Raw genomic sequence first — 13,713 nt, forward strand, 5'->3', positions numbered from 1 at the left:
CGTCGCGGTTGGCCGTCCAGCCAGACTCTGTCATGAAGCACATCATAGGTGGGAGGCCGGGCCGCCGACACCCGTTGCTAGACTCGCCACCATGAGCGAGCCCGACTCCCCCGTCCTTCGTCTGATCCCCTATCTCGCGGCGATTTCTGCCGCGATCTTCGCGGGGTTGGCCATGGCCGGAACCGGAGAGAGCAACCTGCTTGTCACTCTGGTCGCAGCAGGAGCCGGATACTTCGGCGCACATTACCTCGTCAAGCTCATCATTCACGTCATCGTCACCCGCTTCGACACCGGCGATCACGACGACCAGAGCTGACGTTCTCTCCGCCGCCCCTACCTCTTTGCCTGCGCAGGCACGACGACCTTGCGGATGATGATCAGCGCCGAGGCGGCCACCGGCACCGCAACCACCGCACCGAGCACACCGCCCAAGGTTCCACCGGCGATCGCGGCGATGATGACGAGGGCTCCGGGCACGTCGACCGCTGCGTTCATGATCCGCGGGCTGAGCAGATACGCCTCGACCTGCATGTACACGAGGTAGTAGATGCCGGCAGTGATGCCCAGCCCGGGCGAGACCATCAGACACGACGCGGTGATGATGATCGCGCCCGTGATCGGGCCGACCAGAGGGATGAGCGATGCCAGGAACGCCACGAACGCCAACAGCGCCGGCAGCGGGGCACCGATGATGGTCAGTAAGATCGCCGAGCACACGCCGTTGACGACACCCAAGGACACCTGCCCGAGGACGTAACGCCCGATGGAACGGGTGACCTCCTCGGTGACGGATTCGACGGTCGGCCGCGATGAGGCCGCGACCAGGGAGAACATCGCGGACTTGATCGTCGGCATGGACACCGCGAAGTAGATGGTGAGGATGACGACGATGATCACACCGGTGAGGAAGCTTAAGATCCCCGCTCCGATCGACACGACCCCGCCGCCGAGGGAGAGCACATTCTTCGGATCCGAGGCCCAATCCGCGATATTCGCAAACACCGCATCGACGTCGATCGCGCCGGTGAACTGCTTCTCGAGTTCCGTCACCCACCCGGTCGTCGCGAGGTTCGCCACGATCCCGGGCAGATCCGCGATGAACGTCTGGATCTGACTGATCACGGCCGGGGCGATGAGCAGCGCGACGCCGACGACGATGAGGATGAAGGCCACGACGACGATGAGCACGGCCAGTGACCGCGGCACCTTGCGATCGACGAGCCACTGCACGATCGGCTCGAGACCGAGGGCGAGGAACAGCGCCAAGCCGATATAGATGATCACGGTCGCCACGGACTGCAGCGCCGCCATCACGGCGATCGCCAACCCCACACCCAAGGCCCCGGTGAACCCGAGCCGGAATGCGCTGTTGAGTGTGAGGGACTCGCCTCGCCCAGTGCCCATGGAAACCAGTGTAACCAGCGATCATGCGCTGGTCGCCTCACTCACGTTAGGATCGGAGCGAGACCCCAACCGCAGAGAAAGTGAATCGTCGAGAATGAGCGCAGATCCGAACAGCATCGATGTCTGGGAAGCGTTCCTCGACCCGCAGACCGACTATTCGCTGCCCGACTTCGCCGCGGTCACCCCGGCGACGCTGCTGACCGCGGTTCGCACGGCCACCGATTTCGCCCGCGCCGAGGTGGCTGCGATCATCGCAGACGACGCCGAGTCCACGTTCTTCTCCACCACCGTGAGATTCGAATCCGCGTCCGTGCCGATGACCCGTATCGCCTCTGTGGCCGCAGCCATCGAATCGAATCATCTGCGTCCCGAACTCACCGACGCCGTCTCCGAGGTGTGGGAGCTCCTGTCGGCTACCCAGACAGAGATCCTGCTGAACGTCGACCTCTTCCACCGCATCGAACAGGTCTCGGTCGCCGACCTCAACCCGGAGGACAAACGTCAGCACGAGCTCACCATCGAACTCTTCGTGCGTGCGGGAGCCCGCCTCGGCGAGGAGGAACGGGAGCAGATGGCCACGATCGCGGCCGAACTGACCACCCTTGAGAACTCCTTCTCCCGCGCTCTGCAGCTCGATACGCGCGAACTGGCCGTCCACCTCAGCGAGGCCGAGTCCCTGGCGGGGATGAACGACGACCAGATCGCGGCGGCAGCGAATCGAGCGGCCGATCGCGGTGTCGACGGCTATCTGCTGCCGCTGAACAACTTCACCCAGCAGATCGTCCTCGAATCCCTCAGCACGGCACAGACCCGTCGGCACGTGCTGAATAACTCGATGGCGCGCGGATCCCGCGGCGGCGACGGCGACACCCGCACCCAGGTCGCCGACACCACGGCACTGCGTGCGCTCAAGGCGCACCTGCTCGGATATCCCTCCTACTCTTCCTTCGCCATCGACAACCAGACCGCAGGCAACCCCGACGCGGCAGCCGATATCGTCTCCTCCCTCATCAATCCCGCGAACGCCCAACTCGACGAGGAGCTTGCGCAGGTCAAGGAGCGCTACGGCCTCGAGACGGTCGCAGCCGAAGACGTCAAGTACTACCTTGCGAAGTTCCGCGCCGACGAATTCGGCATCGACCCCGACGAGGTGGCCAAGTACTTCGAGTTCGACACCGTCCTCACCGAGGGCGTCTTCCGCGCGGCCACCGGCCTCTACGGAATCACCTTCGCCCCCTACGAAGGGGTCACCGCCTGGCATGAGGACGTCCGCGCCTATGAGGTCACCGACGTCACCGAGCGGCACTTGGGGCTCGTGCTCATCGACCCGTACTCCAGGGATACGAAACGAGGCGGAGCATGGATGGACCAGCTGGTTCCGGCCTCCCGCCTGACCGGGCTGCTGCCGGTCGTCACCCTCTCACTCAATCTCGCCAAGCCCGGCCCGGGTCGGCCCACCCTGCTCAATCCGACCGAACTGACGACGTTCTTCCACGAGTTCGGTCACGTCCTCCACGGGCTCTTCGCGAACTCCACCTACCCGTCGACGGCGGGCACCGCGGTCCCGCGCGACTATGTCGAATTCCCGTCCCAGCTCAATGAGATGTGGCGCTTCCATCCCCAGGTCCTCCCCCACTTCGCCAAGCATGTCGACACGGGTGAGCCGATGCCGGCCGAACTCGTCGATGCGCTCATCGCCAGCGACAGGTTCGGGCAGGGCTTCGACACGATCGAATACCTCGCCGCGGCCATGCTCGACCTGTCCTGGCATTCGCTCGAGGCCGGGGACCACATCACCGAGGTGCTGTCCTTCGAATCCGAGGTGCTCGCCGCAGCCGGCTTCTCCCCGCTCGTGCCGCCGCGCTACCGGTCGACGTACTTCGGGCACGTCTTCGCCTCCGGCTATGCGGCCGGCTATTACTCCTACCTCTACTCCGAGGTCATCGCCGCCTGGGTCAGCGAATGGTTCGAGGAGCAGGGCGGACTGAACCGGGAAGCCGGAGAGGCCTTCCGCGAGGCGATCCTCGCGCCGGGCTATTCGGTCGACCCGATGGCCGCGATCGAACGCTTCTTCGGCACTCGCCCGGATGTCGCACCGCTGCTGCGCCGCCGCGGTCTCGCCGAACCCGTCACCGAGGAGGACGGCGAGGCCGAGGCGGCCACGGCCGAGTCCGAGCCCGGAGCCGCCTCGGCGAAATGGGACAATCCCAACCACGAGGCGGTCGCCGCCGATCTCACGTCCGCCGGCATCGAGCCGCGCATCGAGGTCTTCACCGAGGCGACACCGAATGCTGCGACGGCGGCCGAGGCTTTGGGCATCGAGGTCGGGGCGATCGCGAACAGCCTCATCTTCTCCGCGGGCGGCTCCCCTGTGCTCATCATGGCATCGGGTGCCCACCGGGTCGACACCGCACACGTCGCCGAACTCATCGGCGTCGATTCGCTCGACCGGGCGCCGAAGGAACTCGTTCGGGAGGCGACCGGGCAGGTCATCGGCGGAGTCGCACCGTGCGGTCACCCGAGCCCGATTCCCACCTATGTCGATGTGTCGCTGAAGGATTATCCTGTTCTCTGGGCCGGCGCGGGGACACCGAATTCGATGGTGCCCCTGACGTACGAGCAGCTGCTCACGGTCACCAGAGGAAAGGAAATCACCGTTGTCGCAGAAGAGTCCTGAGGCGGAGCCCGGGCGCTCCGAGGCTGAGTCTGGGCAGCCGGGTCGCACCACCGATCCGGCGCACACCACCTCGGCTGCCCGCTTCGCAGCCTTCGCCTCCTCCCGGGGCCGCTACTATGCGGTCTTCCTCGCCGTGTTCTGCGCGGTGCTCATCATCTCGAACATCTCGGCCACGAAGGTCATCGGCTTCGGCCCCATCGTCACCGACGGCGGCGCATTCCTCTTCCCCATCGCGTACATCCTCGGCGATGTGATCAGCGAGGTGTACGGCTTCAAAGCCGCCCGCAAGGCTGTGATCACCGGTTTCGGCCTGCAGATCCTGGCGACCTTCGTGTTCTGGCTCGTGCTCATCTCCCCTCCCGGCCCCGGTTACGAGAATCAGGAGGCCTTCGCCGCCGTGCTCGGCTTCTACCCGCGCATCGTCGCGGCCTCCCTCGTCGGCTACTTCGTCGGCCAGCTGCTCAATTCGTGGGTGCTCGTAGCGGTGAAGAAGCGGATGGGCGAGTCGAAGCTGTGGGTCCGCCTGCTCACGTCGACAGGCGTCGGCGAGTTCGTCGACACCCTGCTCTTCTGCATCATCGCCTTCGCCGGAGTCATCCCGGGGCTCGACTTCATCAACTACATCATCGTCGGCTTCGTCTACAAGGTCGCCGTCGAGATCATCTTCCTGCCCGTGACCTACCGCGTCATCAAGCTCGTCAAGCGCCACGAACCCAGTTACGAGCTCGACGCCGCCGACGCCGGTCGCTGACAGACGCCGGTCGCTGACTCCGCCCGCCTGTGCTCGCGGTGCCGCTCCCGCCGCATTCCGCCAGCCGTCGACCGCTCAGGTCCCGCGAAAATCGAAAGAGTCGTCGCCGGCGACGTGTTTTTCGAGTTTCGCGTGACTTGAGGCGCTGGAGGCCCGCTGGCCGCGGCCTGAGCTACTTCGAGTAGTAGCGGCCGAGGACCTCGCCTTCGAGCTCGTCGAAGCGGCCGTCGATCATCGCCTGCCGGATCTCATCGACGAGCGAGACGACGAAGTGTTCGTTGTGGATCGTGCACAGGGTGGAGAAGAGCATCTCCTTCGCCTTGTACAGGTGCCGCAGGTACGCCCGCGAGTAGTTCTCGCAGGTGTAGCACGAGCAGTCCGGAGCCAGGGGTCCGAAGTCGCGGCGGTACTTCGCGCCGGTGAGGTTGTACCGGCCGTCCCGGGTGTAGATCGCGGCGTTGCGGGCCACGCGGGAGGGTGAGACGCAGTCGAAGGTGTCCGCGCCGGTCTTGATCGATTCGAACAGGTCGTCGGGTTCGGAGATGCCCAGCAGGTGCCGCGGCTTGTTCTCCGGCAGCTCCTCGCACACCCAGCGGATGATGATGCCGAGGTTCTCCTTCTCCAACGCCCCGCCGATGCCGAAGCCGTCGAAGTCCATGGCGCCGAGATCCCGCGCGGCCTTGCGCCGCAGATCTTCGTACTGCGCACCCTGCAGCACCCCGAAGAGCGCCTGATACGGCCGATGCGAACGCTCCTCGGTGAGCCGGAAGTGCTCCTCGACGCAGCGCATCGCCCACAGCCGGGTCCGCTCAACCGACTCCTCCTGATAGCCGCGGGTGTTGATGAGTGTGGTCAGCTCGTCGAAGGCGAACATGATGTCGGCGCCGAGTTCGTGCTGCACCCGCATCGAGATCTCCGGAGTGAAGCGGTGCATCGACCCGTCGAGATGCGACTTGAACGTCACCCCGTCCTCGTCGACGTTCGACAGCCGCTCCTTGCCCACGGCCACGAGCTCGTCGCTGCGCTCGCCCGCGGCCTCCATCGAGATGACCTTCTTGAACCCCGAGCCGAGGCTCATCACCTGGAATCCCCCGGAGTCGGTGAACGTCGGTCCCGGCCAGTTCATGAACCTGCCCAAGCCGCCGGCCTCGTCGATGAGGTCAGATCCGGGCTGCAGGTACAGGTGGTAGGCGTTGGCGAGCACCGCCTGTCCGCCGAGTTCGGCGACCTCGTCGGGGCGGACGGCCTTGACCGTGGCCTTCGTGCCGACGGGGATGAATGCGGGAGTCTGAATATCGCCGTGCGGAGTGCGGATGACGCCGGTGCGCCCGCCCGTGTCCATCCGGGTGCCCACCTCGAAGCCGAACTGCGAACGGTCGTTGATGGGCGTGGTCTCGGATGCCGCCGGGGATTGGTCTGTAGTCACCGGACAAGCTTAACTGGGACCATGACGTTCCCGCAGATGCTCGCCTCCGCCGAGGCGAGCCATCCCATCGTCCTCGACGGCGGTTTGGGCACCGCCGCCGAGGACCGCGGCATCGACCTCGACCATCACCTGTGGTCGGCCGAGCTCATTCGCACCGGCCCAGACACCCTCGCCGAGGTGCACGCCGCCTTCGCCTCCGCCGGTGCCCGCATCCTGACGACCGCGAGCTATCAGGCGACTCCGCTCGGCTTCGCCCGTGCCGGAATCAGTGCCGAGGAAGGCCACAGGATCATCGGTGAGAGCGTGCGGATCGCGCGCAGGGCTGCTGACCGCACTGCCGCTCCGGGCAGAGGCACCCTCGTCGCCGGGTCGGTCGGGCCCTATGGTGCCGCGCTCGGCGACGGTGCCGAGTACACCGGGGACTATCGACTGACTCCTGAGGAGTTCACCGCCTTCCATCGACCGCGCATCGCGGCCCTCGCCGAGGCGGGAGCGGATCTGCTCGCCGTCGAAACCCAGCCGCGCCTCGACGAGATCCGCGCGATCGTAGGGCTGGCCGAGGAGACCGGTCTTCCGGTCTGGGTGAGCGTGACTCTGCAGGACGGCACGGACACGGTCGCCCCGGCCCTGCCCGACGGCGGCTCCCTGGCCGACGTCGCGAAGGCGGCGGCCGCCTCGGCGTCGGTGCTGGCGATCGGGGTCAACTGCGTCCGGCCGTCCCTGGTGGCCCCCGCGCTCGAGGAGCTGTCGGCACACACGGCAATGCCGCTCATCGCCTACCCGAACTCGGGCGAGATCTACGACGCGGGTGCCATGGAATGGCGGGACGACCGCGCTGAAGCCGGGATCGGGTCATGGCCGGTGGCGGAGTGGACCCGCCTCGGCGCGCGGATCGTCGGCGGCTGCTGCCGGGTTCGACCGGACGACATCGCAGTGCTCAGTCACCGGGGCTGAGCGATCTTGGCCTCAGCCGAGCATCTTGCCCGGGTTGAGGATCCCCAACGGATCGACCGCCGCCTTGATCCCCGACTGCAGAGCCTGAGCACCGGCATCGAGCTCCCGCACCAACCAGTCCCTCTTCAGATACCCGACCCCGTGCTCACCGGTGATCGTTCCACCCAGATCCAGACCCAGCTGCATGATCTCGGCGAACGTCTCCTTCGCCTCGGCCACACTCGCCTCGTCCGAGGCATCGAAGAGCACACTCGGATGCATATTCCCATCCCCGGCATGACCGGCCGTGGCCACCTGAACCGCATGCCCGGCCGCGATCTCATCCAAACGGGCGAAGAACTCGCCGAGGCGGGACCGGGGCACGCACACATCATCGATGAGCTCTCCCCCGCCGATGCCGGCCACATACTTCTCCATCGCCGGGGACACGGCCCGACGAGCCGCGACGAACATCTCCGAATCCGCCGGATCCTCGGAGAAGAACACCTCATCGGCCCCCTGCTCGACAGCGATGGTCTCGAACTTCTCGAGTGCGGCGACACCGGCCGGGCCCGGGGCATCGGACTGGACGAGCAGGAGCGCCCCGGCACCATCGGGCAGGCCGAAATCCCCATAGGCATTGATCATCGCCGCCGTGCCTCCGTCCATGAGTTCGAGCATCGACGGCGCCGCACCGGAGGCCATGAACGCAGAGACCGTATGACCGGCCGACTCCATATCCGGAAAGATCCCGACGCCTGTCACCGGTGGCGCCAGCAGCGGTCTGAGCCCGAGGGTGATCTCGACGATGACGCCCAGAGTCCCCTCGGATCCCACGAACAGTCCCGCCAGGTCGAGACCGGCCACACCCTTCGCGGTCTGCCGGCCGAGCTTCGTCACGGTCCCATCGGCGAGCACCACGGTCAGTGCCCGCACATAGTCCTTCGTCACCCCGTACTTCACACAGCACATCCCGCCGGCGTTCGTGGCGACGTTCCCGCCGATCGTCGAGATCGCCACCGATCCCGGATCCGGCGGATACGACAGACCATGCCCGGCCAGCGCCTGCTTGAGGTCCTGGTTGATGACACCGGGTTGGACGCGGCAGGTCTGATCGACCTCGTCGATGTCGACGATCGCATTCAGCTTCGCCACATTGAGCAGGATCGCCCCGTCCGTGGCATTCGCCGCGCCCGACAGGCCCGTCCTCGCCCCCTGTGTGACGACCGGGATCCGATGCTCGGTGGCGAACCGCATCACCGCGACCACATCATCGACGCAAGCGGCACGCACCAGAGCCGACGCCTCACCGGCCGGACAGAACAGCGCCTTGTCCGACGAATAGGCATCGATGACGTCGCGGTCGGTGACCAGCGCCCCCGAACTCAGCTCGGCGGCGAGGCCGCCCAGATCCGCGCTCACCGTGGCATCCGCACTCATCGTCACAGCGACGCGGCGACCTTGAGCACGCGTTCGAGCGCCTCAGCAGGCCCGATGCTCACGCGCACGCCGCCCTGCAGACGACGCACGGCCACGGCCTGCTTCGCGCACTCGCCTTCGAAGGCGACAGCCGCCTCGGGGTCGAGAGCGATCCACACATAGTTGCCCTGAGCGTCGGGCACGGACAGACCCAGCTCTCGCAGATCGTGGGCGAACCGGTCACGCACCGCGGCGATCTCCTTGGCGCGCACAGCCACCTCGTCGACCCGGGACAGGGATTCCCGGGCCGCGGCCTGGGCGCCGGCGGTCACGGAGAACGGGGCGATGACCTGTCGCATCGCCGAAGCGATCTCGACGTCGGCGATGCCGAATCCCACTCGCAGACCGGCCAGACCGTGTGCCTTGGAGAAGGTCCTGGCGAGAACGAGATTCGGGTGCCTGCGCCTGGCCGTCAGGCCATCGACGGCCTCGGTCGCGAACTCCAGGTACGCCTCGTCGAGGACGACGATGACGTCGTCCGGCACCTCGGCGAGGAAGCCGTCGAGCTCGGCATCGGAGATCGTCGGGCCGGTCGGATTGTTCGGCGAGCACAGCAGCACGAGTCGGGTCGTGTCATCGATCGCCGCCGCCAGCCCGGCGAAATCGTGGCGACCGTCGTCGAGGAGGTCGACGGGGCGCTTCTGGGCACCCCGCGCCGAGGCGAGGATCGGGTACATCTCGAACGACGGCCACGGATAGACCACCGATGTGCGCGCCTCGAGGGTGATGTTCGTCAGCGCCGTGAGGACTTCGGAGGCACCGGCGCCGGGGACCACCTCGGCGGGTTCGACGTCGAGGTGGGAGGCGATATCGGCCACGAGCGCGGCCGCGGTGGGATCGGGGTAGTTCCCCGGGATCGCCGAGGCGGCTGCCATCGTTTCGATGACACCCGGCAGCGGCGGCAGGTGGTTCTCGTTCGAGGACAGTTTGTACGGGGTCAGGCCCGGTGATTCGACGGGAGGCTTGCCGGGAACATAGGGAGGGAATTCGGCGAGCGCGTCACGGAGCAGGAAACGTTTGGACATGTGCCCATAGTTGCACACCTTGTGGCGGGCGACACAGACCGTCTTGCCAAACCGTCCGAATGGTCGGATTCAAGTGGTCGGGACGGACGTCCATCCGCTGTGAGAATGCTCTCGCGACTGTCCGTTCCCTCCTCCCGGGTTACAGGTGGGCCGATGCCGGAGAGTATCCTGAGAGACGAATACATAAAGCCAGTGACGAGGAATGAGAGTCCAAATGCCCTCACCGCAGGAAAAGGTCGACGTCGTCTTGATCGGCGGCGGCATCATGAGCGCCACACTCGGTGCCATGTTGACCGAACTTCAGCCCGACTGGGACATCCGTGTCTACGAGAAGCTCGACTATGTGGCCACCGAGAGCTCGGACCCGTGGAACAACGCGGGCACCGGCCACGCCGCACTCTGCGAACTCAACTACACCCCCGAGGACTCCAACGGCGACATCGACCTGGAGAAGGCCTCGACGATCAATCAGCAGTTCCACCATTCGCGACAGTACTGGTCGCACCTCGTCGACACCGGTGTGCTGACCGATCCGAAGTCCTTCATCAACCCCATCGCCCACGTCAGCTACGGCCGCGGCGACAAGGGCCGTGACTACATCAAGCGCCGCTACGAGACGATGGTGCGCAACCCGCTGTTCGCCGATATGGAATACACCGACGACCCGGCGACTCAGGCCGAGTGGCTGCCGCTGATGTTCGAGGGCCGCGGACCGGGCCAGGTCAACGGCATCTCGCGGATCAAGCAGGGCACCGACGTCGACTTCGGTTCGCTGTCGGGTCAGCTGCTCAGCTATGTCGCCGACAAGGGTGCGACCGTACGCACCAGCCACCAGGTCACCGATCTCGAGCGCGCCTCCGACGGTTGGACTCTCACCGTCAAGGATCTGCTCTCGCACGAGTCTCACCGGATCGGCGCGAAGTTCGTCTTCGTCGGCGCAGGCGGCGGCGCCCTGCCGCTGCTGCAGAAGTCGGGCATCCCCGAGGGCCGCGGCTACGGCGGCTTCCCGGTCTCCGGAATCTTCCTGCGCACCGGCAACGAGGACCTCGTCGCCCGTCACCAGGCGAAGGTCTACGGTCAGGCGGCTCAGGGTGCTCCCCCGATGTCCGTTCCGCACCTCGACACCCGCGTCGTCGACGGCAAGGACTACCTCATGTTCGGCCCGTACGCCGGGTTCTCGCCGAAGTTCCTCAAGAAGGGTCGCTTCACCGACCTGCCGTTCTCCGTGCGCGGGAACAACCTCGCCACGATGCTCAACGTCGCCAAGGACAACACGGATCTCGTCACCTACCTGCTCGGTGAGCTGGCTGCGACGAAGAAGGCCCGCTTCGAGGCGATGCACCAGTTCATCCCGAACATCGACCCGTCCGACTGGGAGTTCATCCAGGCCGGTCAGCGCGTGCAGGTGATGAAGAAGGACCCGAAGAAGGGCGGTGTCCTCCAGTTCGGCACCGAGCTCATCTCCTCGGCCGACGGGTCGATCGCGGCTCTTCTCGGCGCCTCCCCGGGCGCGTCGACGGCCGTGCCGATCATGGTCAACCTGCTCAAGACCTGCTTCCCGCGTGAGTACGCAGGCTGGGAGAAGCACTTCAAGGACATGATCCCCTCGCTGGGCCGCGACCTCGTCGACGACGAGACCCTGCTCAAGGAGGTCTCCGAGTACACCTCGCGGACCCTCCAGCTGATCTGACGAATCAGCAAGACCTGAGCCTCGCTGCGAGCGAGGAGACAGCACGAAGCGGCTTGCCGGAATCACTTCCGGCAAGCCGCTTCTCTCCTTATGCCCGGCCCGACCTCAGAGGCTCAGAGCTCAGGGGCTCAGAGCTCGACTTGGCGATTGACGTCCTTGTACAGCAGGTAGCGGAAGCGTCCCGGCCCGCCCGCGTAGCAGGCCTGCGGACAGAATGCGCGCATGGAGATGAAGTCGCCCTCCTGCACCTCGACCCAGTCGCCGTTGAGGCGGTAGACGGCCTTGCCCTCGAGCACGTACAGCCCGTGCTCCATCTCGTGGGTCTCCGCGAACGGGATGACCGCCCCGGCTTCGAAGGTGACGATGTTGACGTGCATGTCGTAGGCGAGGTCGTCCGGGTCGAGCGGACGGGTCGTGCGCCAGCGCCCATCGGTGCCCGGCATCGGCGAGGGCTCGACATCGGCGTCGTTGCCGAACTTCGCCTCAGGGGTCAGCCCGGCCACGGGCTGATAGCGTTTGCGCACCCAATGGAAGCGGGCCGCCTCGGTGCCGGTGGACCTCGCCGACCACGACGAACCGGCGGGCAGGAACGCGAACCCACCGGGGGTCAGCGTGTGCGCGGTGCCTTCATGGGTGACCTCGAGCCGACCGGCCATGACGAAGAGGAATCCCTCGACCTCGGGCTGTGGCTCCGGCGCTTGCGCGCCGCCGCCGGGGGCGACTTCGAGGATCGTCTGCGAGAATGTCACCGCTCCCCCGGCCACGGGCTTGCTCAGCACCCACGACCGGGTCCCGGTCCACTCGGGCAGGTTCGAGGTGACGATATCGCGCAGCACTCCGCGCGGGATGACCGTATAGGCCTCGGTGACGAGGGCGCGGTCGGTGAGCAGATCGGACTGGGGCGGGTGCCCGCCGGTCGGGGCCCAGTAGGTGTACGGATCGGTCGTCGTCATGGATGGAGTCTCCTTCGGTCGGTGGTCAGTCTGCTCAGTCGAGCGAGCCGGTGCGGGCCAGCTGCCCGAGCTGGGTGAGGCTGAGGTTCGTCCGCGAGGTCACGAACTCCTCGGTGTGGGCTCCGCAGACGAGGCCCCGGTCGAGGTAGCGGGCGAGCGCCTTCGCTGTGGCGGGTTCGTCGAGGACGGTCGAATCCGCCTTGAACACGTAGTCGTGCAGGCGCTGAGCCGCCCGTGCCCCGCCTTCGCGGTAGAAGGCGAAGGTCGCTAAGAACCGGGTCGGCAGCTGGTGCGGGTGCAGATCCCAGCCCTGGTAGATCCCCCGCTTGAGGTGGCGGCGGACGAGTCCGGCGTGCAGTGCCCACGCGTGGTGGACCTCTGCGGGTTCGCCGAGCGGGAGGATGTTCGTCGACCCGTCGGAGAGGTGGACTCCGGTGCCGGCGACGGCGAGCATCATCTGGTTCTTCGCGAAATCGGCGACCGGATGGTCCATCGCCTGGTAGGCCGCGGCCACGCCCATCGATGCGGAATAGTCGTAGGTGCCGTAGTGCAGCGAGGTCACGCGCCCGGCTCCGGCCTGCAGCGCCGTCGCCAGCGGAACGGTGCCGTCGGCGGCGAGGACGAGCTGCGGGGTCTCGACCTGGATCTCGAAGGTGATCGTCCCCTCGCCGAGGTTGTGCTCGGCTTCCAGCGCACGGGAGGCGAGCACCATCGCCCGCACTTGGTCGACGGTGCTGACCTTCGGCAGGGTGAGCACGAGGTTGTCCGGCAGCTGACCGCCGGCCTCGATGAGTTCGGACAGGAACAGATCGAGAGTGCGCAGACCGCGTTCCCGGGTCGCTGACTCCATGCATTTGAAGCGGATGCCGACGAAGCCGGGGGCTCCCTTCTGGGTGCGGCCGGCCACCGCATCCCGGGCGGCCTGGGCGACCCAGCGGTCCTCGGTGTCATCGCCCTGGTCGCCGAATCCGTCCTCGAAGTCCAGGCGCAGGTCCTCGATCGGTTCGCGCTCGAGCTTCGCGGTGACCGCCTCGGCGAGGAGTTCGGCCTCCCTGGCCACCTGGTGGATGCTGGGCCCCTGGCCCGGGATCGCGGGACCGGTCTCCTTCCGGGCGGCGGTGATGACGCGTTCGGCCAGCTGGAGCATTCCGCCATGGGCCTCGACGCATTCGAGCGCCTGCTGCCCCCACCGATACGGCAGGTTCGCACTCGTGCGGTCGCCGGGCACATACACGGTGTGCACGGGTTGACGGACGTCGCGGTCGCCGGGATACGCGGTCGTCAGGAGCTCGTCCGTGTCCCCCAGCAGTGAGTCGATATCGGTCAGTGTTGATCGTTCCACTTTCACATCCTCTTTCTGTGCACGGGGTTCGAC

The 13,713-nt window shown here is 66.6% G+C and carries 11 protein-coding genes; 5 read left to right on the top strand and 6 right to left on the bottom strand.

Translation table 11 applies throughout. The features are described 5' to 3' along the window. The first annotated feature begins 91 nt into the window (after window positions 1–91). The gene (locus tag GUY37_RS14510; RefSeq protein ID WP_166826944.1) at window positions 92–316 is read left to right on the top strand and encodes a hypothetical protein; all 225 of its coding nucleotides are present in this window, start codon (window positions 92–94) and stop codon (window positions 314–316) included. A 17-nt stretch (window positions 317–333) separates the two neighbouring features. Here GUY37_RS14510 and GUY37_RS14515 read toward each other — a convergent pair whose 3' ends face one another. After that, on the bottom strand, window positions 334–1,404 hold the full coding sequence (locus tag GUY37_RS14515; protein ID WP_166826947.1) for an AI-2E family transporter: 1,071 nt from the start codon (window positions 1,402–1,404) through the stop codon (window positions 334–336). A gap of 94 nt (window positions 1,405–1,498) precedes the next feature. Here GUY37_RS14515 and GUY37_RS14520 point away from each other — a divergent pair, with 94 nt between their 5' ends. After that, on the top strand, window positions 1,499–4,081 hold the full coding sequence (locus tag GUY37_RS14520; RefSeq protein WP_166826950.1) for a M3 family metallopeptidase: 2,583 nt from the start codon (window positions 1,499–1,501) through the stop codon (window positions 4,079–4,081). Continuing rightward, window positions 4,062–4,832 (top strand): queuosine precursor transporter, encoded by a 771-nt coding sequence (locus GUY37_RS14525; RefSeq protein ID WP_228278203.1) that lies wholly within the window; start codon window positions 4,062–4,064, stop codon window positions 4,830–4,832. Before GUY37_RS14520 ends, GUY37_RS14525 begins: the two co-directional genes overlap by 20 nt. 172 nt (window positions 4,833–5,004) lie before the next feature. On the opposite strand, the gene tgt is transcribed toward GUY37_RS14525, so the two are convergent. Then, on the bottom strand, window positions 5,005–6,258 hold the full coding sequence (gene tgt, locus GUY37_RS14530; RefSeq protein WP_166826953.1) for a tRNA guanosine(34) transglycosylase Tgt: 1,254 nt from the start codon (window positions 6,256–6,258) through the stop codon (window positions 5,005–5,007). Window positions 6,259–6,279: 21 nt separating this feature from the next. Here tgt and mmuM point away from each other — a divergent pair, with 21 nt between their 5' ends. After that, window positions 6,280–7,212 (top strand): homocysteine S-methyltransferase, encoded by a 933-nt coding sequence (mmuM, locus tag GUY37_RS14535; protein ID WP_166826956.1) that lies wholly within the window; start codon window positions 6,280–6,282, stop codon window positions 7,210–7,212. A gap of 12 nt (window positions 7,213–7,224) precedes the next feature. On the opposite strand, the gene GUY37_RS14540 is transcribed toward mmuM, so the two are convergent. Beyond that, entirely contained in the window at window positions 7,225–8,631 is a 1,407-nt protein-coding gene (locus GUY37_RS14540) for an FAD-binding oxidoreductase (protein ID WP_166829828.1), read from the bottom strand. 2 nt (window positions 8,632–8,633) lie between these two features. Next, window positions 8,634–9,695, bottom strand: coding sequence for an aminotransferase class I/II-fold pyridoxal phosphate-dependent enzyme (locus GUY37_RS14545; RefSeq protein WP_166826959.1), 1,062 nt, complete (start codon window positions 9,693–9,695; stop codon window positions 8,634–8,636). Window positions 9,696–9,909: 214 nt separating this feature from the next. Between GUY37_RS14545 and GUY37_RS14550 the strand changes: the two genes are divergently transcribed. Beyond that, window positions 9,910–11,385, top strand: a complete 1,476-nt coding sequence (locus GUY37_RS14550) for a malate:quinone oxidoreductase (RefSeq protein WP_166826963.1) — start codon at window positions 9,910–9,912, stop codon at window positions 11,383–11,385. Window positions 11,386–11,513: 128 nt separating this feature from the next. On the opposite strand, the gene GUY37_RS14555 is transcribed toward GUY37_RS14550, so the two are convergent. Together GUY37_RS14555 and GUY37_RS14560 are read right to left on the bottom strand one after the other, a co-directional pair. Beyond that, window positions 11,514–12,338, bottom strand: coding sequence for a bifunctional allantoicase/(S)-ureidoglycine aminohydrolase (locus tag GUY37_RS14555; protein WP_166826966.1), 825 nt, complete (start codon window positions 12,336–12,338; stop codon window positions 11,514–11,516). A gap of 34 nt (window positions 12,339–12,372) precedes the next feature. Then, complete coding sequence (locus GUY37_RS14560) at window positions 12,373–13,680, bottom strand: DUF6986 family protein (protein WP_166826970.1); 1,308 nt, start codon at window positions 13,678–13,680, stop codon at window positions 12,373–12,375. Window positions 13,681–13,713 lie beyond the last annotated feature (33 nt).

This window comes from Brevibacterium limosum, from assembly GCF_011617705.1.
Taxonomy (GTDB): domain Bacteria; phylum Actinomycetota; class Actinomycetes; order Actinomycetales; family Brevibacteriaceae; genus Brevibacterium; species Brevibacterium limosum.

Excerpts from the sequence above, each read along its gene's own strand:
- GUY37_RS14520 (WP_166826950.1), top strand. The coding sequence starts at position 1,499 with ATGAGCGCAGATCCGAACAGCATCGATGTCTGGGAAGCGTTCCTCGAC.
- GUY37_RS14540 (WP_166829828.1), bottom strand. The coding sequence starts at position 8,631 with ATGAGTGCGGATGCCACGGTGAGCGCGGATCTGGGCGGCCTCGCCGCC.
- GUY37_RS14510 (WP_166826944.1), top strand. The coding sequence starts at position 92 with ATGAGCGAGCCCGACTCCCCCGTCCTTCGTCTGATCCCCTATCTCGCG.
- GUY37_RS14555 (WP_166826966.1), bottom strand. The coding sequence starts at position 12,338 with ATGACGACGACCGATCCGTACACCTACTGGGCCCCGACCGGCGGGCAC.
- mmuM (WP_166826956.1), top strand. The coding sequence starts at position 6,280 with ATGACGTTCCCGCAGATGCTCGCCTCCGCCGAGGCGAGCCATCCCATC.
- GUY37_RS14550 (WP_166826963.1), top strand. The coding sequence starts at position 9,910 with ATGCCCTCACCGCAGGAAAAGGTCGACGTCGTCTTGATCGGCGGCGGC.
- GUY37_RS14545 (WP_166826959.1), bottom strand. The coding sequence starts at position 9,695 with ATGTCCAAACGTTTCCTGCTCCGTGACGCGCTCGCCGAATTCCCTCCC.
- GUY37_RS14515 (WP_166826947.1), bottom strand. The coding sequence starts at position 1,404 with ATGGGCACTGGGCGAGGCGAGTCCCTCACACTCAACAGCGCATTCCGG.